The 18,586-nt window shown below is 70.1% G+C and carries 16 protein-coding genes; 4 read left to right on the forward strand and 12 right to left on the reverse strand.

The annotated features are described in order from the left end of the window. Positions 1-27: 27 nt before the first annotated feature. Together F8566_RS05490 and F8566_RS05495 are read left to right on the forward strand one after the other, a co-directional pair. Entirely contained in the window at positions 28-828 is an 801-nt protein-coding gene (locus F8566_RS05490; RefSeq protein ID WP_151558642.1) for a purine-nucleoside phosphorylase, read from the forward strand. Continuing rightward, entirely contained in the window at positions 825-2,480 is a 1,656-nt protein-coding gene (locus F8566_RS05495; protein ID WP_151558644.1) for a phospho-sugar mutase, read from the forward strand. Before F8566_RS05490 ends, F8566_RS05495 begins: the two co-directional genes overlap by 4 nt. 54 nt (positions 2,481-2,534) lie before the next feature. Here the strand turns inward: F8566_RS05495 and F8566_RS05500 are convergent, their stop codons facing one another. The 10 genes from F8566_RS05500 to F8566_RS05545 all read right to left on the reverse strand — a co-directional run bounded on the left by F8566_RS05500 (position 2,535) and on the right by F8566_RS05545 (position 14,735). Further along, complete coding sequence (locus F8566_RS05500) at positions 2,535-3,185, reverse strand: PH domain-containing protein (protein ID WP_151558646.1); 651 nt, start codon at positions 3,183-3,185, stop codon at positions 2,535-2,537. Positions 3,186-3,221: 36 nt separating this feature from the next. Next, positions 3,222-4,295, reverse strand: a complete 1,074-nt coding sequence (locus tag F8566_RS05505) for an adenosine deaminase (protein WP_151558648.1) — start codon at positions 4,293-4,295, stop codon at positions 3,222-3,224. A 21-nt stretch (positions 4,296-4,316) separates the two neighbouring features. Further along, on the reverse strand, positions 4,317-5,594 hold the full coding sequence (locus F8566_RS05510; RefSeq protein WP_151558650.1) for a thymidine phosphorylase: 1,278 nt from the start codon (positions 5,592-5,594) through the stop codon (positions 4,317-4,319). Between the two features lie 75 nt (positions 5,595-5,669). After that, positions 5,670-6,086: a cytidine deaminase gene (locus tag F8566_RS05515; RefSeq protein ID WP_151558652.1), complete on the reverse strand. Its 417-nt coding sequence runs from the start codon at positions 6,084-6,086 to the stop codon at positions 5,670-5,672. Positions 6,087-6,206: 120 nt separating this feature from the next. Then, positions 6,207-7,559, reverse strand: coding sequence for an ABC transporter permease (locus F8566_RS05520; RefSeq protein WP_225992899.1), 1,353 nt, complete (start codon positions 7,557-7,559; stop codon positions 6,207-6,209). Between the two features lie 65 nt (positions 7,560-7,624). Then, positions 7,625-9,019, reverse strand: coding sequence for an ABC transporter permease (locus F8566_RS05525; RefSeq protein ID WP_151558654.1), 1,395 nt, complete (start codon positions 9,017-9,019; stop codon positions 7,625-7,627). Continuing rightward, positions 9,012-10,553: an ABC transporter ATP-binding protein gene (locus tag F8566_RS05530; protein ID WP_151558656.1), complete on the reverse strand. Its 1,542-nt coding sequence runs from the start codon at positions 10,551-10,553 to the stop codon at positions 9,012-9,014. The genes F8566_RS05525 and F8566_RS05530 overlap by 8 nt, the downstream gene beginning before the upstream one ends. A gap of 127 nt (positions 10,554-10,680) precedes the next feature. Further along, a complete protein-coding gene (locus F8566_RS05535) occupies positions 10,681-11,733 on the reverse strand; it encodes a BMP family lipoprotein (RefSeq protein ID WP_151558658.1) in 1,053 nt (350 codons plus the stop codon). Positions 11,734-12,076: 343 nt separating this feature from the next. Continuing rightward, positions 12,077-13,582 carry a M20 family metallopeptidase gene (locus tag F8566_RS05540; protein ID WP_404800267.1) on the reverse strand — a complete coding sequence of 502 codons (1,506 nt, stop codon included), beginning with the start codon at positions 13,580-13,582 and terminating at the stop codon, positions 12,077-12,079. Then, positions 13,569-14,735 (reverse strand): glutamate--cysteine ligase, encoded by a 1,167-nt coding sequence (locus tag F8566_RS05545; protein WP_151558660.1) that lies wholly within the window; start codon positions 14,733-14,735, stop codon positions 13,569-13,571. The genes F8566_RS05540 and F8566_RS05545 overlap by 14 nt, the downstream gene beginning before the upstream one ends. A 635-nt stretch (positions 14,736-15,370) precedes the next feature. Between F8566_RS05545 and F8566_RS05550 the strand changes: the two genes are divergently transcribed. Together F8566_RS05550 and F8566_RS05555 are read left to right on the forward strand one after the other, a co-directional pair. After that, positions 15,371-16,399 carry a D-alanyl-D-alanine carboxypeptidase family protein gene (locus F8566_RS05550; RefSeq protein ID WP_225992900.1) on the forward strand — a complete coding sequence of 343 codons (1,029 nt, stop codon included), beginning with the start codon at positions 15,371-15,373 and terminating at the stop codon, positions 16,397-16,399. 166 nt (positions 16,400-16,565) lie between these two features. Continuing rightward, positions 16,566-16,988 (forward strand): nuclear transport factor 2 family protein, encoded by a 423-nt coding sequence (locus F8566_RS05555; RefSeq protein WP_192809527.1) that lies wholly within the window; start codon positions 16,566-16,568, stop codon positions 16,986-16,988. Here the strand turns inward: F8566_RS05555 and F8566_RS05560 are convergent. Further along, positions 16,985-18,016, reverse strand: coding sequence for a YihY/virulence factor BrkB family protein (locus F8566_RS05560; RefSeq protein WP_151558666.1), 1,032 nt, complete (start codon positions 18,014-18,016; stop codon positions 16,985-16,987). The two genes, F8566_RS05555 and F8566_RS05560, sit on opposite strands and share 4 nt — an antisense overlap. Positions 18,017-18,054: 38 nt before the next feature. After that, complete coding sequence (locus tag F8566_RS05565) at positions 18,055-18,585, reverse strand: 2'-5' RNA ligase family protein (protein WP_151558668.1); 531 nt, start codon at positions 18,583-18,585, stop codon at positions 18,055-18,057. Position 18,586 lies beyond the last annotated feature (1 nt).

The raw sequence follows: 18,586 nt of genomic DNA on the forward strand, positions 1-18,586 counted from the left end.
TCCAGGCCCGGCGGTAGTGTCGGCTGGGTGAGCAATGACGCTTTTGCACTGGCACAGGCGGCGGCCGGCGAGCTGCGCGCCCGTACCTCCTTCGACTCCTTTGATGTCGCCCTGGTGATGGGCTCCGGCTGGGTCCCGGCCGCCGACATGTTCGGCGAACCGGTCGCGGACCTGGCTGTGACCGAGTTGCCGGGGTTCGCACCGCCCGCTGTGGAGGGTCACGCGGGGCGGATCCGTGTGGTGGAGGTCGGGGGCCGCCGTGCCCTGGTCTTTCTCGGCCGTACGCACCTGTACGAGGGCCGGGGTGTCGATCCTGTCGTCCATGGCGTCCGGACGGCCTTGGCCGCCGGGGTGCGGACCGTCGTCCTCACCAATGCCGCTGGAGGACTCCGGCCCGAGCACCAGCGTGTCGGCGATCCGGTGCTGATCGCCGACCATCTGAATCTGACGGGCGCGAATCCGCTGACCGGCGCCACGTTCCTGGATTTGACCGAGGCCTATTCGGGTCGCCTGCGCGCACTGGCCAGGGAGGTCGACCCGACGTTGGCCGAGGGTGTGTACGCGGCGTTCCGCGGGCCCACCTACGAGACTCCGGCCGAGATCCGCATGCTCCGGACGATGGGCGCCGACATGATCGGCATGTCCACGGTGCTGGAGACCATCGCGGCCCGGCAGGGCGGCGCCGAGGTGCTCGGCATCTCGCTGGTCACCAACATCGCGGCGGGGCTGTCCGACCAGCCTCTCGACCACGAGGAGGTCCTCGCCGCGGGCCAGGCGGCCGCCACCCGGATGGGCACGCTCCTGCACACGGTGATCGCCAAGCTATGAGCGATCTCCGGGACGCCGCGCGCGCATGGCTGGCCCAGGATCCTGATCCCGAAACGCGCGCCGAGCTGCAGGGGATCCTGGACGCCGGTGATTCGGCGGCTCTGGCCGACCGGTTCGGGGCCCGGCTGGAGTTCGGCACCGCCGGCCTGCGCGGTGAGCTGGGCGCCGGCCCCAACCGGATGAACCGCGTCACGGTCATGCGCGCCGCCGCCGGCCTGGCCTCCCGGCTGCCTGAGCAGGCGGGGGTCGTGATCGGCTATGACGCCCGCCGCAACTCCGAGCGGTTCGCGCTCGACACCGCAGCGGTGATGGCCGGGGCGGGGCTGCGGGCGTGGGTCCTGCCCCGGACGCTGCCAACGCCCGTTCTCGCCTATGCCGTACGGCACCTGGGTGCGGAGGCCGGGGTCATGGTGACGGCCAGCCACAACCCGCCTCGCGACAACGGCTACAAGGTCTACTGGAACGACGGCGCGCAGATCGTTCCACCTGTGGACGCCGAGATCTCGGCCGCGATCGACGCGGTGGGGCCGGTGGACGCGCTTCCGCTCGGCGAGGGCTACGAGCGGCTCGGCGAAGAGATCGTCGAGGCCTATCTGCACGCGCTCTCCCATCTGCCGCTCGGCGACGCCCGCGATGTGAACGTGGCGTACACGCCGATGCACGGGGTGGGCGGCGAGACGCTCCTCCGCGCGTTCGACTGGGCAGGTTTCCCAGCTCCGACTGTGGTCTCCGAACAGGCCGAGCCGGACCCCGACTTCCCGACCGTCGCGTTCCCCAATCCCGAAGAGCCCGGCGCGATGGACCTGGCCCTCGGCCTGGCCGCCGCCTCGGATGTGGATCTGGTGATCGCGAACGATCCGGACGCCGACCGCTGTGCCGTCGCGATCCCGACGTCCGGCGGCTGGCGGATGCTGACCGGGGACGAGGTCGGCGGGCTGCTGGCCGAGCAGACGCTCCGGCAGACCAAGGGGGACGATCGCCTGGTCGTCACCACGATCGTGTCCTCGTCCCTGCTCGGCGCGATCGCCGAGGAGCACCGGGTCCGCTTCGCGGAGTCGCTCACCGGCTTCAAGTGGATCATGAAGGCCGGGGGGCGGGGTGACCGGCTGGTCTACGGCTACGAGGAGGCGCTGGGCTACAGCGTCGGCGGTGACGACGGCGTGATCGTCCGCGACAAGGACGGCATCGGGGCGGCCCTCACGGTCGCCGGGCTCGCCGCTGCGGCCAAACGCGACGGCCGGACGGTTCAGGACCTGCTGGACGACCAGGCCCGTCGCCATGGCCTGTACGCCACCGGCCAGCTCTCCGTCCGCGTCGCCGACCTTTCGCTGATCACTGAGGCGATGGCCCGTCTGCGGGCGGAGCCGCCCGTCCGGCTGGGCGGCCGTACGGTCGAACGCGTCGATGACCTGGCCGAGGGCGCGGGCGGCCTGCCGCCCACCGACGGCCTGCGCTTTCAGCTCTCGGCAGGGGGCTCGGGAGGCAGCGCCCGCGTGGTCGTGCGCCCGTCCGGCACCGAGCCCAAGCTCAAGTGCTATCTCCAAGTCGTCCTGCCGGTCGGTGACGGCGACCTTGCTGAGGTCCGCGCTCAGGCCGCCGACGACCTGGACGCCATCCGCGCCGACGTCTCCACCGCACTGGGTCTCAACTGACACCTCCCAGCCGCACCTGAGGAAGGCTCGTCGAGGCTGCCGCAATCGGGCGGATCAGGTGAGGGTGGCGGCCAGGAGGGCGATGATCACAGCGGTGGCGGGGCCGGCCAGGGCGGCCAGGGCCGTCCTGGACCAGGTCACGGAGCCGGTGGGCTTGGCCACCTGCTCGGCGGCCTTGCTGGGGTTGCCGGACTTGGTGGCCTTGGGGCGGTGGCGGGTGGCCAGCTCGTTCAGCTGCTGGGCGGCGTAGGCGGTCGGCGTGCGGGTCTTCAGCACCTCGGCGGCGCCCGCCGGAAGCTTCTGGGCGTCGCGCTGGGCGCGGGCCTGGGCCCTCGCCTGGGCCCGGGGCGAGCTTTGCAGCGTCCAGGCCCGTGAGACGAACTCGCTGCCGTCGGCACCGGCATACCGGACCTTCACCGAGTCGGTGCCCTCGATCTTGCGTACGGCGCCCCAGGGCACGCGTACGTCGCGAAGGGGGTTGCGGAAGGTGAGGCCGGTCTCGTCGCCGACGATGGCGGGGCGCAGGCCGAGGACGTACGCGACGCCGCAGCCGAAGAGCAGGACCGTGGCCAGGACCAGGGCGGTGAGGTCCCGGCCACGCCACACGATGTCGACGAGGTTGAGGACGGCGAACGCCACCCACGCCCATGCCCCCACCCGTGCGGCGTTGGAACGGAACTTCAGCTGCGGGGACCCGGTCGTCATGGCTCCGATCATGCCAGGGAAACCGGGTCCCCCAGGTCAGCCCTGCTTGAGCTCCTCGTAACCGGGCTTGATCACCCGGTTGATCAGTTCCAGCCGCTCGTCGAAGCCGATGAACGCCGACTTCATCGCGTTCACCGTGAACCAGCGCAGGTCGTCCCAGCCGTAGCCGAACGCGTCGACCAGCTTGGCGAACTCCTCCGAGAGCGTGGTGCCGCTCATCAGCCGGTTGTCGGTGTTGACCGTGACCCGGAAGCTGAGCTGGCGGAGCAGGCCGATCGGGTGCTCGGCGATCGACTTGGCGGCGCCGGTCTGGATGTTGGACGTCGGGCACATCTCCAGCGGGATGCGCTTGTCCCGTACGTACGCGGCGAGGCGGCCCAGCTCGGGGGCGCCGTTCTCCACGGTGATGTCGTCGATGATCCGCACGCCGTGGCCGAGCCGGTCGGCGCCGCACCACTGGATCGCCTGCCAGATCGACGGGAGGCCGAAGCCCTCGCCCGCGTGGATGGTGAAGTGGGCGTTCTCGCGCTGGAGGTATTCGAAGGCGTCCAGGTGGCGGGTGGGCGGGTAGCCGGCCTCCGCCCCCGCGATGTCGAAGCCCACCACGCCCTCGTCGCGGTAGCGCACGGCGAGCTCGGCGATCTCCATGCTGCGCGCCTGGTGCCGCATCGCGGTCACCAGCGTCCCAACCCGGATGCCGTGGTCGCGGCCGCCCGCCGCGAAGCCTGCCAGGACGGCCTCCACGACCTGCTCCAGCGAGAGCCCGGTGCTGGTGTGCAGCTCCGGCGCGTACCGCACCTCGGCGTAGACGATGCCGTCCTTGGCGAGGTCCTCGGCGCACTCGTACGCGACGCGGGTGAGCGACTCGGCCGACTGCATCACCCCGACGGTGTGCGAGAACGTCTCCAGATAACGCTCCAGCGAGCCCGAGTTCGACGCCTCGGCGAACCACGTCCGCAGGCTGCCGGGATCGGTGGTGGGCAGATCCGTGTAACCGCCGTCACGGGCGAGGTCCACGATGGTCTCGGGACGCACCCCGCCGTCAAGGTGGTCGTGGAGCAGGACCTTGGGCGCGCGCCGGATGGTTTCGAGAGTGGGACGTTCTTCCATCTCCTGAACCTACCTCCTGCGTCAGGCGATGCGGTCGATGATCAGCGGGAGCTGGTCGAGGGTGCCCGCCTCGTCAATGTCGTACGCGCCCTCCAGAGACTCCAAAGCACGTTCGAAGCGGCTCGCGTCGTCGGCGTGGAGGGTGAGCAGCGGCTGCCCGGCGGTCACCTTGTCGCCCGGCTTGGCGTGGCAGATGATGCCCGCGCCGAACGAGACGGGGTCCTCCTTGCGGGCCCGTCCCGCACCGAGGCGCCAGGCGGCCACGCCGACGCCGTAGGCGTCCAGGCGGGTGAGGACACCGGTCGCGGGCGCGGTGATCTCGTGCGTCTCGGCTGCGACCGGCAGTTCGGCGTCGGGGTCGCCGCCCTGGGCAGAGATCATCCGGCGCCAGACGTCCATCGCGGAGCCGTCCCGCAGGGCGTCGGCCGGGTCCTTGCCGCCGTCGAGCCCCGCCGCGGCGAGCATCTCGCGGGCGAGCCGCACGGTCAGCTCCACCACGTCGTCCGGCCCGCCGCCGGCCAGGACCTCGACCGACTCGGCGACCTCGACGGCGTTGCCGACCGCGCGGCCGAGGGGCCGGTCCATGGCGGTCAGCAGGGCGACGGTGCGCAGGCCGTGGTCGGTGCCGATGCCGACCATGGTCTCGGCCAGCTCGCGGGCGTTCTCGACGGTCTTCATGAACGCGCCGGAGCCGACCTTGACGTCCAGCACCAGCGCGCCGGTGCCCTCGGCGATCTTCTTCGACATGATCGAGGAGGCGATCAGCGGGATCGACTCGACGGTGCCGGTCACGTCGCGCAGCGCGTACAGCTTGCGGTCGGCCGGGGCCAGCCCGCTGCCCGCCGCGCAGATGACCGCACCGGCGTCGCGCAGCACGCCCAGCATCTCCTCGGGTGAGAGCGACGCGCGCCAGCCGGGGATCGACTCCAGCTTGTCGAGCGTGCCGCCGGTGTGCCCGAGCCCCCGTCCCGACAGCTGCGGGACCGCGGCACCGCACGCCGCCACGACCGGTGCCAGCGGCAGCGTGATCTTGTCGCCGACGCCGCCGGTGGAGTGCTTGTCGGTGGTGGAACGATCCAGCGCGGACCAGTCCATGCGTTCGCCGGAACGGATCATGGCCTCGGTCCAGCGGGCGACCTCGGCGCGGTTCATCCCGTTCAGCAGGATCGCCATCGCCAGGGCCGACATCTGCTCCTCGGCGATCACACCGCGGGTGTAGGCGTCCACCGCCCAGTCGATCTGCTCGGGCGAGAGTTCCCCGCCGTCCCGCTTGGCGCGGATGACATCGATGGCGTCCACGGATTCCTCTCGTTCAGACTCAGGCTCAGCTGATCGGGCTCGGTTGATCGAGCTCAGGTGATCAGGCTCGGTTGATCAGGCTCGGTTGATCAGGTCGTCGGGGCCGAAGGCGTCCGGCAGCACGTCCGACATCGGCAGGACGCCGCGCGTCGTCTCCAGCAACATCGCCGGGCCGCCGTGCTCCCACAGCAGCTGCCGGCAGCGCCCGCAGGGCATCAGCGGATCGCCGTGCCGGTCGACCACCGCCACCGCCACCAGCCGCGGCCGTTCGCCCTCCGCGGCCTTGTCGGGGCCGTGCAGGGCGCTGACCAGGCTGCACTCAGCGCACAGTCCGACGCCGTACGAGGCGTTCTCCACGTTGCAGCCGGTGAGCACGCGCCCGTCGTCGGCCAGCCCGGCGGCGCCCACGGGGAAGTCGGAGTACGGCGCGTACGCCCGCCTCATCGCTCCCTGGGCGGCCTCACGCAGCACTTTCCAGTCGATTTCGTTCATCAGGCCTTCCCAAGCACCATCGCTCACCCACTATTCCACCCGCGCATGCCGGCGTTCCGGCACCACCCGGATGCGGCGAGCCCGCGCCAGCCGGCGGCGGGCTCGCCATCGAGACGACGGTCAGCGGGCCTCGCCGCGCCGGTATCGGAGGCCGTTCGCGGCAGGCATCCGCAGTCGCTGGCTGGCCAGGGCCAGCACAAGCAGCGTGGTGAGGTGCGGCGTGAACGAGACCAGTTCGCCCGGCACCACCTCGCTGTTGAGGAACCAGACGAACAGGCCCAGCGCCGCCAGCACCGAGATCACGATGCCGATGTAGGCGTTGCGCAGCGTACGGCGGTCCAGGTCGGTGGTGACCATGGGCCGGATGCGGCTCGCCCGCACGACCTGCCACACCGCGACCGCGGCCAGGATGACCGCCACGAACAGCAGCAGCGCGTGCACCGACTCGCCACCACCGCGCGCGTTCATCGCGTCGGTGTAGCCGAACAACATCGACCCCGCGAGCAGCCCGCCCGGCCGCCAGTTACCGAAGATCATCGCAGCCAGGCCGATGAAGCCGCGGCCGCCGGTCTGGCCGTCCTGGTAGAGCGGCGCCGCCACGGTGACCAGGAACGCCCCCGCCAGGCCGGAGAAGCCGCCCGAGATGATCACGGCCGCGTACTTCATCCGGTAGACGTTCACGCCAAGCGACTCGCTGGCGTACGGGTCCTCGCCGCAGGAGCGGATGCGCAGGCCGAACGCGGTCTTCCACAAGACGAAGAACGAGAGCGGCACGAGCAGCAACGCGACCAGCGTCAGCAGCGACATCCCCGCTGTCAGGCCGCGCAGGACACCCGCCACGTCCGAAAGCAGGAACCAGTGCTGCTTCTCCAGCGAGCCCAGCCAGTCCGGACTCTTCCAGCCGCCTATCTCCCCACCCGACAACACCGGCAGTGTGAGCGTGGTGATCGGATCGACCGGCGGCGACTGGCGCGGGCCGCCACCCAGCGCCTTCGCCTCGCCGGTGTTGAAGATCAGCCCGGCCAGGAACTGGGTCAGCCCGAGCCCCAGGATGTTGATCGCGACACCCGAGACGATGTGGTCGACCCCGAACGAGACGGTGGCGACGGCATGCAGCAGGCCGCCGAGGGCGCCGCCGAGGATGCCCGCGAGCACCCCGATCCACGGGCCCCACTGGTAACCGGCCCAGGCACCCGTCCAGGTGCCGAGGATCATCATGCCCTCAAGGCCGATGTTGATGATTCCGGACCGTTCGGCCCAGAGCCCGCCCAGCCCGGCCAGGAAGATCGGTACCGCGAGCCGCAGCGCCGCGCTGACCGTGCCGCTGGAGGTGACGTCGTTGGCGTCGTCGATCACGCGCACCAGCGACAGCAGGATCAGCAGCGCCCCGGCCAGCATCAGGTAATGCGGCCAGCGCAGCTTGAGCTTGCCGTTCGCGGCCTTGACCCTGTCGACCACGGCAGTGGCGCTCACGCTGGTTCCCTTGCGGGGGGACGACCCCCCGGAAGCGCCCGCAGGCGTGTGCTCGCTTCGCTCGCTCACGCTGCCCCCTTCGCAAGGTCATGTCCGGTGGCCAGCTCTGCCGCCACGGTCCGCTGTTGCAACCTGATCTCCCAGCGCCGCACGAGTTCGTAGACGATGACGACGGTCAGGACGACGACGCCCTGCATCACGCCGACGATCTCCTTCGGCACGTCGACCTCCTGCAGCACGTCGGAGGTCTGGTCGAGGAAGGCGAACAGCAGGGCCGCCAGCGCGATGCCGAAGGGGTGGTTGCGGCCGAGCAGCGCGACGGTGATACCGGTGAAGCCCAGCCCGGCCGGGAAGTTCAGCGAGTACTCGTACGAGGCGCCGAGGAGCTCGGGCATGCCGATCAGCCCGGCGACCGCCCCGGACGCGATCATCGTGATCACGACCATCCGCTTGGCGCTGACACCGCTGGCCTGCGCCGCTGTCGGGGACAGCCCCGAGACCTTGAGGTCGAAGCCGAACCGGGTGAAGTTGATGACCACCCAGAACACGATTCCCACGACGACCGCCATCGGCAGCAGGCCGTACACCTCGCCGGGCAGGTCGGTCAGGATCGGGCCGACCACCAGGGCGGTGACCGCCACGAAGACGGCCGCGCCGATGACGCCCAGCACCAGTCCGGCGACCGGGCTCTTGCCGGGCTCACCGGCCGCCACCTGCTTGCGGTAGGAGAGGTAGACGATCGCGGCCGCACCGGCGACCAGGATCACCCACAACACCGGGCCGCTGAAGATCGAGTTCAGTGCGCCGTTGAACGGTCCGACCCGGCCCGACTCGGGGATCTGGGCGGTGGCGACGTTGTTGCTGCCCGGCCGCACCTCGGCGAGGCGCTTGTCGTTCAGCAGGTACGCGATCACGCCGGTGGCGATCGCGTTCAGCATGATCGTGGACAGCACCTCGCTGACCCCGCGGGTGACCTTGAGGATGCCCGCGATCGCGGCCCACAGGCCGCCGATCAGCATCGCCGCGACGATCACCAGCATCTGGCCGAACGGGGCGGGCAGCGTCAGAGCGCCGCCCAGCGCGGCAGCCAGGAACGCCGCCAGCCGGTACTGGCCGTCCACGCCGATGTTGAGCAGCGCCATCCGGAAGCCGATCGCCACCGCGACCGCCGACAGGTAGTAGCGGGTCGCGCGGTTGAGGATGTCGACGATCGACGAGTCGGTGGTGCCGTAGTCGATCATGCTCTGGATCGAGCTGACCGGGTCCGCACCGGTCACCCGGAGCAGGATCATCGTGATGACCAGCGAGATGACCAGGGCCAGCACGGGCGCGCCGAGCCGCAGGGCCCAGCCGCGCGGGCCGAGGCCCCGCAAAATCGCCTGCCATGCCGGCACATGCTCCGGGGACCCGCCCCCGGCGGGTGCCGGAGCGGTCTTGGGGGTCTCCTGCGGCTCACTCATCTGCGGCCCCCGCGTCCGAACCGGCGCCGGTCATCGCGGAGCCCAGCTCCTCGGGGGTGACCGTGCCCGGGTCGACCCGGGCGACCAGGCGGCCGCGCAAGATCACGTGCAGCGTGTCGGACATACCGATGAGTTCCTCGAGATCTGCGCTGATCAGCAGCACGGCCAGGCCGGCGGCCCGGGCCTGCCGCAGGTACTCCCAGATGGCTGCCTGGGCGCCCACATCGATACCGCGGGTCGGGTGCGCGGCGATCAGCAGGCGCGGCTCGCCGGACATCTCCCGGCCGACGATCAGCTTCTGCTGGTTGCCACCGGACAGTGCGGCCGCCGGCACGTCGATGCCGGGCGTGCGGACGTCGTACGCCTGGACGATCCGCGTGGTGTCGCGCCGTGCGCCGCCACGGTCGATCCAAGGGCCGCGGACGTTCGGCCGCTGGGTCTGGTGGCCGAGCATGCGGTTCTCCCACAGCGCGCCTTCGAGGACCAGCCCGTGCCGGTGCCTGTCCTCGGGGATGTAGGCGATGCCGGCCTCACGCCGCTTGCGGGTGGGCCAGTGGGTGATGTCGTCCCCGCCGTAGGTGATCGTGCCGGTGTCGGCGGAACGGATGCCCATGAGCGCCTCGATGAGCTCGCTCTGGCCGTTCCCCTCCACCCCGGCGAGGCCGACGATCTCGCCGCGGCGGATCCGCAGTGACACGTCGTCGACGACCGGGCGCCCCTCCGGCGTCAGCACGGTCAGCTTGGCGACGTCGAGCTGGACGTCCTCGGTGACCGTGGACTCGCGCAGCTCCGGCGTCGGCAGCTCGGAGCCGACCATCAGCTCGGCGAGCCGGCGGGAGGTGATCTCTCGCGGGTCCAGGCAGGTGGCGACCGAGGTGCCGCGCCGGATCACCGAGATGGCGTCGGCGACCGAGAGCACCTCGTCGAGCTTGTGCGAGATGAACAGGACCGTGAGCCCCTCGGCCTTCAGCTCACGCAGGTTGCCGAACAGCTCGTCGACCTCCTGCGGCACCAGCACCGCGGTGGGCTCGTCCAGGATGAGCACCTTGGCGCCCCGGTAGAGCACCTTGAGGATCTCCACCCGCTGCCGGTCGCCGACGCCGAGGGTCTCGACCAGCACGTCGGGGTCGACGCGCAGCCCGTACGCCGCGGACATCTCGCGGATCTTCTCGCGGGCGGCGTCGAAGTCGATCCGCCCGCGCCGCTTCGGCTCGGCGCCGAGGATGACGTTCTCCAGCACGGTCAGGTTGTCGGCCAGCTTGAAGTGCTGGTGGACCATGCCGATCCCGCGCGCGATCGCGTCGGCGGGGGTCTTGAACGAGACCTCCTGGCCATCGATCTCGATGGTGCCCTCGTCCGGCTTCTGCATGCCGTAGAGGATCTTCATCAACGTCGACTTGCCCGCGCCGTTCTCACCGCACAGCGCGTGCACCTCGCCCTTGTTGATGGTGAGGTCGATGTCGCGGTTGGCCACCACGCCGGGGAACCGCTTGGTGATCGATGTCAGCCGTACGGCCGGCACCTCGTCAGGCACGAGTGCCCTCCTGACTCGAAAAAGTCGAAATCCCTTCGTCGCGCGGCCCCGCCGGTCGCGAAACCGGCGGGGCCATCACGGCGAAGGGCCGGCACAGAGAGAGGCCAGCAGAGAGGCCGGGCTCAGCTCACTTGGTGGGCACCTTGATCTTGCCGCTGACGATGTCGGCCTTGAACTGGTCCAGCTTGGCCTTGATGTCGTCGACCTTGCCACCGGACGTGGCGTAGCCCACGCCGTCGTTGCTCAGGTCGTACTTCTTCGTGCCGGCCTGGAAGGTGCCCTTGCTGACCGACTCGACGAAGTCGAAGACCGACAGGTCGACCCGCTTGACCATGGAGGTGAGGATCTGCTCCTTCACCGGGGCCACGGCCGGCAGGTTGTACTGGTCCGAGTCGACGCCGATGGCCAGCTTCTTGGCCGCGCCGACGGTGTTGATCACACCGATGCCCGCGCCGCCGGCGGCGTGGTAGATCACGTCGGCGTTCTTGTCGAGCTGGCCCTTGGCGGCCTCGGTGCCGAGCGCCGGGTTCTTGAAGCCGTCGAAGTTCGGCGGCTCGGTCAGGTACTTGGCCGGCAGGACCTTGATCCCCGGCTTGGCGGCCTTGGCGCCCGCCTCGTATCCGGCCTGGAACTTGTGGATCAGCGGCACGTTGACACCGCCGATGAAACCGATGGTGCCGGTCTTGGACTTGAGCGCGGCGGCCGCGCCGACCAGGAACGAGCCCTGCTCTTCGGAGAAGCAGGCGCCGAGCACGTTGGTGCCCTCCACCTTGCACTGGTCGGCGTCGACGACCAGGAACTTGGTGTTGGGGAACGCCTTGGCGACCTTGTTGATCGAGTTGGTGTAGGCGAAGCCGACACCGATGATCGGGTTGTAGCCCTTGGTGGCCAGGAGGCGGAGGCGCGACTCCTTGTCGGCGTCCGGCTCGTCCGGCTTGGCGGAGATCTCCTCGGTCTGGATGTTCAGGTCCTTCTTGACCCGATCCAGACCCGCCGCCGCCGAGTCGTTGAACGACTGGTCGCCACGGCCGCCGATGTCGAACGCCAGACCCACTTTCAGGGTCTTCTTGTCATCGCCACCGCCACCGGTCTCGGCCTTCTTGCCACCGCACGCGGAGGCGCTCAGCGTGAGCGCAGCGCCCGTCAGCGTGACGAGCGAAATCTTGAGTCCACGGCGCAAGGTAGCGCTCCTTCCATTCCCCACCCAGGCATAGCGGCCAAAACCGGCCACTCAAATCGACTGGACGCTACCTCGCATGTGGACCAAAACATCCCACGTGCACCGTTTCGCAATGCGGTCGTTACCAATGCGTACGCATATCGCCACAGGTCACAGCAGTGAAACGGAAGTCGATCACGGCAGGTCCCATGATCGGCGAGGCGGTCGCCCGCAGCTTACCGGGCATGTCCCGGACCGGCGTCCCGACGCGCCCCGGACCAGAGTCCGGATATCACCCAGACCCTGGTCCGGACACTCCCCAGACCGAGGTCCCGGGCGAATCATGTCTCCCTGGGCGAACGGATCAGGTCGCGGTGGAGGCCTTGAGCACCTGGTCGGGGTCGCCAGGGCGGCCGCCGTCCCACAGCGCGGTGAGGGCGGTGGCGACCAGGACCCGGATGCCGACGCCGATGCAGCTCTCGTCGACGTCGAAGTCGCCCCGGTGCAGGTCGTACTCCGCCGTCGAACCCGGCGTGCGGACGCCGAGGCGGGCCAGGGCGCCGGGGATCGACTCCAGGTACCAGCCGAAGTCCTCCCCGCCGAGGCTCTGCGGCGTGGGCACCGCGGCCTCCTCGCCGAGCACCTCCGCCGACGCGTCGCGGAACATCTGCACGCTGGTCGCCTCGTTGACCGTCGGGGGGACGCCGCGGACGTACTCCAGCGAGGCCTCCACGTCGTACGCGGCGGCCACGGACTGCAGGAGCGCCTTCATCATCTCGGGCGCCCGGTGCCAGGCCTCGTCGTCCAGGCAGCGGACGGTGCCCTCGGCGATGCCGTCGTCGGGGATCGCGTTGGCGACCGAGCCGGCCGAGACCCGGCCCCAGACCAGGGACAGGCTGGACCGGGGGTCGACGCGGCGGGACAGCGCGGCGGGCAGCTCCGTGACGATCTTGGCGAGGGCGTAGACCAGGTCGGCGGTGAGGTGCGGCCGGGCGGTGTGGCCGCCGGGGCCCGTCACCTTCACGTACACCTTGTCGCAGGCCGCGGTGATCGGGCCGGTGCGCAGGCCGAGCTGGCCGACCTCGATGCGCGGGTCGCAGTGCAGGGCGAACGCGCGGTCCACGCCGCAGATGCCGCCGGCCGCCATCACGTCCAGGGCGCCGCCGGGGGTCTCCTCGGCGGGCTGGAAGAGCAGCCGGACCCGGCCGGGCAGGAGCCCCGCCGCGGCCTGCTGGGCCAGGAAGAGACCGGCTCCGAGGACCATCGTGGTGTGCACGTCGTGGCCGCAGGAATGGGCGACGCCCGGCACCGTCGAACGGTAGGGAACGTCCTTCTCGTCCTGGAGGGGCAGCGCGTCGATGTCCGCGCGGAGGGCGACGGTCGGGCCGTCCTCCGGGCCGATGTCGCAGAACAGCCCGGTGCCGCGGGGCAGCACCTGCGGGCGGAGCCCGGCGGCGGTCAGCCGCTCGACGATCCGCTGGGTGGTGCGGTGCTCGGCGTAGCCCAGCTCCGGGTGCATGTGGAGATCACGCCGGAAGAGCGTGAGGTCGTCCTCGTGCCCCGCCAGGAAGGCGTCCAGCTGCGGCTGCAGCGCCTCACCTCCCAGCGTGACTCCCGTCGGGGTGATCCCGGCGGACGATGTCTCGCGCTGCTCGGCCGCCCCTGGGGCGGTCGGTGGTTCAAGGCCGGGCATCACCCCGGGTCCGGGTTTCGTCATATGCGCCCCCTGCGCCATGGCGGAGCCGAACGGCACCCGCCCAGTGGTCTGTTCGTTGCCGGCTCCGGCGGCGGATGTGCCGTCCCGCGGAGCGCTCGATGGAGTGTTGCGGGGAGTGTGCGCGTCGCCGGGCGGCTCCTCATGTCCCGACATGTGCAACCTCCCCCAGAGTGACGAATCTGTCCTCTGCGAACTCCGTGATCGCTGCCTCGACCACCTGCTCCAAAGTGCCGCCCTCAGCGCGGATCGCGCGCTGGCGCTCGTATGGTGCCCCGTGTTCGAGGACCTCCCCGGCCACCTTGAGCTCCTCCGCGCAGCCGAGGCGATCCGCCACCGGCTCCAGCTCGCGGATCAGCTCGTAGAGATCGTCGCGGAGCGGGGCGGTGCTTCCAGTGTCATCGGTAATGACGATGGCGTCGAGGCCGTAGCGGGTGGCGCGCCACTTGTTGTCGCGGACCACCCAGGCGGCCGGCCGCGGCAGCGTGTAGCCGCGATCAAGCTGCTGGTCGAAGAGCGTGACGAGACTCTGGCACAACGCGGCGGCCATGCCCACCTCCCGCATGGTGGGAATGCCGTCGAACATCCTGATCTCGATGGTGCCGAAATCGGGATGCGGCCGGATGTCCCACCACACCTCCTTGATGCTCCGGATGGTCCCGGCGCGCAGCAAGGTGTCCATGTAATCCTCGAACGCCGCCCAATCGTCAAGCAAGTGGGGAGGACCGGCCGTCGGCAGCTGGCCGAAGACGACGGCGCGGCTCGACGCCAGCCCGGTGTCACTGCCGCTCCAGAACGGGCTGGAGGCGGTCAGCGCGAGGAAGTGCGGAAGGTACGCGGAAAGCGCGTTGACGATCGGAATCGCCTTGTCGACGTTTCGCACACCCACATGAACGTGCACCCCGAACGTTTGGATCCTGCGGGCCAGCCACTGCATCTGCTCGATCAACTCGGCATAGCGCTGGATCGGCGCCATCACCGCGTCCCGCCAGTCGCTGATCGGATGGGTCCCGAGGCAGGCCAGCGCGATGCCGCGCGCGTCAGCGGCGGCGCGCAGCTCGGCGATCGTGCCGGCCAGATCGGCCTTGGCCTCGCCGACGGTGTGACTGATATCGGTCACGATCTCGACGGTGGACTCCATCAGCTCATGTCGGATCTTGGGGTTGTCGCCGCCCTCACTGAGCGACGGCAGCGCGGCCAGCACCTCGCGCGCGTCCTGCCGAAGGTGCATCGTCTCCGCATCGACGAGCTGGAGCTCCCACTCAACGCCCAGCGTCGCTCCGCGGGAAGGGTTGAAGTCAATGGCCACGGCCAACCTCCGTCCACAATCCTTGCAGGTCGATGCGTGGCACGTGGCGCAATTCAGCCAGCGGGTCCCTAAGCCTGGACAAACGCCGTCCCAGGACGTCCAGGGTCGGCGTTCACTCCATGATGGCGCCCGTGCCCGCCACCCTGCGGGAGTCCATGCCCTTTGCGGATCATTTGACTCGTACGGGCGGCGGTCGATCACGGCCGGTCACCCTTTTCGGTCACCTTTGCCCGAGAGTGCGCCACCCGAACGAACTAGTTATACCTGACCCAAATAAGCACTGGTCACGTAATGTGACAGTACCTGGTGGGGGACAATGGGCAATACATGACCTTCGGTCACTCCTGCCAGACACGTCGTGCACGGCTACCGATCCCCCGGACGTGTCGCCTAGTCTTCGGGGAATCATGAGGAGACCACGCCGCGCCGCCACCACGTTCGCCGTGCCGCTCGCAGCGGCCTCACTCATCGCCGCGTCCGTGTGCGCGGCAGCCCCGGCGACAGCGAGTCCAGCGACAGCGAGTTCGGCGACAGTGAGTCCGGCGACGGCGAGAGCCGCGGTTGCGGCCGCTGCCTCCGCCCGGACGGCGCCCGCCGAGCCGGTCGGAGGGCCCCAGCTGGGCAGCCGGGGAGTCGTGATCAACCCGGGCCCGGGCGTGCCTGCCGCTCCGAAGATCAAGGCGGCGTCGTGGATCATCGCCGACGGCGACACCGGCCAGGTCCTGGCCGCCAGGGACCCGCACGGCCAGTACCTGCCCGCCAGCACGCTCAAGACCCTCACCACGCTGGCGCTGATCCCCAAGCTGGACCCCAACCGGCTGGTCCGGCCGAGCCAGCAGGCCTGCGACGTCGAGGGCACCAAGGTCGGCATGACGCCGAAGCTGCAGTACAAGGTGTCCGACCTGTTCCACGCGCTCATGATGATGTCGGCCAACGACGCGGCGGTCACGCTCGCCGAGGCGAACGGCGGGATGAAGAAGACGCTCGCCGACATGAACGCCGAGGCGCGGCGGATCAACGCCCGCGACACCCTCGCCGGCTCGCCGAACGGGCTCGACAAGGATCTCGGCCTGACGGTGAAGACCCAGCACACCTCGGCGTACGACCTGGCCCTGATCTTGCGGGAGGGCATGAAGAACCCGGCCTTCCGCCGCTACACCGAGAAGATCGACCACTGGTTCCCGGCGCCGCCCACCAAGGCGCAGCGCAAGAAGGGCAAGAAGATCGGGGGTTACCCGATCCACACGCACAACCGCATGCTGCCGGGCCAGGCGCACGACTACGCGGGCATGCTCGGCGGCAAGAACGGCTACACCGAGAACGCCCGGCAGACCTTCGTGGCCGCCGCACGCCGGGGCGGGCACACGATCATCATCTCGCTCATGCGCGCGGACATGCCCCCGTCCAAGTACGCCAAGCAGCTGCTCGATTGGGGTTTCCGGGCACGCGGCAAGGCCAAGCCGGTGGGCACGCTGGTGCCGCCCGGCGACGCCGCCCAGCCGAAGAAGAACAACGACGGGGGCGGTGTCCTCCCAGGCGTGAACGGGCTCCCCGGCGAAGACTCCGGCAGCGGCTGGGGCTTGATCGCCGCCGGTGCCGGCGGCGCGGTCCTGGCCGCGGGCGTCCTCGCCTACGTGTTCCTTCGGCGCCGTCACGACACCTGAGCTGAGCACCGGCCTCCGGCGCGTCTCACGACGATCCGGCCAGGTGGGCCGCCGGTAAGACTTCCCTCACTGGCCGCGGCCGGATCCCGGGACTACCCTCCTCGGTGACGCCGGTCGGCAGTGCCGTGGGCTGGACGGCGGGCCGGCGCGTTCAGGAGGAAGCGTCGTGTCCCATCGCCGTTCCTATGCGCCACCGGCCTCCGAGCATCCCAATGTCACCCTGCTGCGCGACGGCTACACCGCGTTCGCCAAGGGCGACATCGACTTCATCCGCGGCCTGCTGGCAGACCAGGTCGTGCACCGCGTGCCGGGCCGCGGGCCGCTCTGCGGCGAATACCGCACCCCCGAAGAGATCCTCGGCTTCTACGTCCGGCTGTTCGAGCTGTCCGGCGGCACCTTCCGGACCGAGCCGTACGCGGTCATGGCCGACGACGCGAACGGCGTGGCCCTCGTCCAGACGTACGCCGAACGGCCGGGCAAGGTGCTCGACAGCCGGGCGGTGGACGTCTTCCGCCTCGACCACGGCCGGATCACCGAGATAAGGACGCTGGCCGAGGACCAGTACACCGACGACGACTTCTGGTCTTAGGAGCCCTTGCCAGTGGAAGCGCCAGTGGAAGCGCCGGTGGGAGCGCCGGTTGCAGCGCCGCTGGCCACCGGCTTGACGTGCTCGACGTTCACCTTCGCGTCCTCTTCGGCCCGCTCGTCGGCGCTCAGGACGATCTTGCGGGTGGCGGTCCAGGCCGCGACGAAGAGCAGGAAACGCGACACGATGTTGATCCACACCATCAGCCCGACGAGGACCGCGAACGAGGCGTACACGGGGTTGGCCGTGGTGTAGGAGAGCAGCAGCGTGGCCACCTGCTTGAGGATCTCCAGCCCCACGGCCCCGAACAGCGCGCCCTTGATGATGCGCCGCCATGGCGCACGGGTGCCCGACAGCCGCGAGAAGAGCACCAGGAAGATCAGGGTGTTGAAGAGGATCGCGACCGTCAGCGACAGCAGGCGCAGCACGGTGCCCGCCCCGGTGACGTCGTCCAGGCCCAGCCAGCCCAGCACCGTGTGGGTGGCCTGGGTCGTGACCGTGGACACCGCCACGGAGCAGATCAGGGTAGCCCCCAAGAAGATCAGGACGGCGGCGTCGTAGGCCTTCTTGAGGAGGAGGTTGGTCTCGCCGTTCGGATCGTTCCCCCAGATGTCGCGCAACGACTCGCGCAGGACGGTCACCCAGCCGAGACCGGTGAACAGCAGGCCGACCAGGCTGATCGCCCCGACCGCCGCCTTGGAGCTGACGATCTCCTCCACCCCGAGCTGGTCGGACAGGCCGGGCAGCAGCGAGTTGATCGCCTCGACGAAGTAGTCGCGGGCCTTCTCGCTGAACATGACCAGATAACCGAGCAGCGCGTACGCCAGCGCGAGCAGCGGGAAGAACGACAGGAAGGCATAGCAGGTGAGGGCGGCGGCCAGCCGGTCTCCGCGCCGCTCCTGGTAACGCTCGTAACCGCGGGCCAGGTGGTCGAAGACGGGCCAGCGCCCTCGCAGACCGCGCAAGCGGTCCTTGCCCGTCTCCTGCAGCGCGTCGAAGCGACGCTGCACCTCGGCGATCGCCTGCCGCATGTACGGCCCGTACCCGGTGAAACCCGTTCGAAGCGCAATCAGATGATCACTTTGCGCACGGCTCCGCGGTCGGCGCCGCCGAACGCGAAGTGGCGCCGCGGCCGCCAGACCCCGTCGTCGCCGTGCTCGTACAGGGAGAAGCCCCGCACCTCGAAGACGGCCTCGTACCCCGCCAGCTCCTTGAAGGCCCGGTCCATGGCCTCCTCCGGCAGGTGGTGGGCCACCGTCACATGCGGGTGGTACGGGAAGTCGAGCTCACGGGCCAGCGGGCCGGCCAGCACCTGCCGCTGGATCCGTTCGCAACCCGCGATCCCGTCGGCGACCGCCACGAAGACCACCGGCGACACCGGCCGGAAGGTCCCGGTGCCGCGCAGCAGGATCCGGAACGGGTGCTCCGCGGCGGCGATCATCTGGAGATGGTCCTCGATGGCGCCAAGGTCGCCCCCGCCGACCTCGGTCGGCGGCAGGAGGGTGATGTGCGTGGGAATCGCCGACGCCAGCTCGTCGCCGAACGACTCCCGCCTGCGCTGCAGCTCGGAACCATAGGGCTCGGGGATCGGGATGGCCACC

The organism is Actinomadura rudentiformis (genome assembly GCF_008923185.1).
Classification (GTDB): Bacteria; Actinomycetota; Actinomycetes; order Streptosporangiales; family Streptosporangiaceae; genus Spirillospora; species Spirillospora rudentiformis.

Excerpts from the sequence above, each read along its gene's own strand:
- F8566_RS05495 (WP_151558644.1), top strand. The coding sequence starts at position 825 with ATGAGCGATCTCCGGGACGCCGCGCGCGCATGGCTGGCCCAGGATCCT.
- F8566_RS05500 (WP_151558646.1), bottom strand. The coding sequence starts at position 3,185 with ATGACGACCGGGTCCCCGCAGCTGAAGTTCCGTTCCAACGCCGCACGG.
- F8566_RS05505 (WP_151558648.1), bottom strand. The coding sequence starts at position 4,295 with ATGGAAGAACGTCCCACTCTCGAAACCATCCGGCGCGCGCCCAAGGTC.
- F8566_RS05515 (WP_151558652.1), bottom strand. The coding sequence starts at position 6,086 with ATGAACGAAATCGACTGGAAAGTGCTGCGTGAGGCCGCCCAGGGAGCG.
- F8566_RS05525 (WP_151558654.1), bottom strand. The coding sequence starts at position 9,019 with ATGAGTGAGCCGCAGGAGACCCCCAAGACCGCTCCGGCACCCGCCGGG.
- F8566_RS05540 (WP_404800267.1), bottom strand. The coding sequence starts at position 13,582 with ATGTCGGGACATGAGGAGCCGCCCGGCGACGCGCACACTCCCCGCAAC.
- F8566_RS05560 (WP_151558666.1), bottom strand. The coding sequence starts at position 18,016 with ATGCGGCAGGCGATCGCCGAGGTGCAGCGTCGCTTCGACGCGCTGCAG.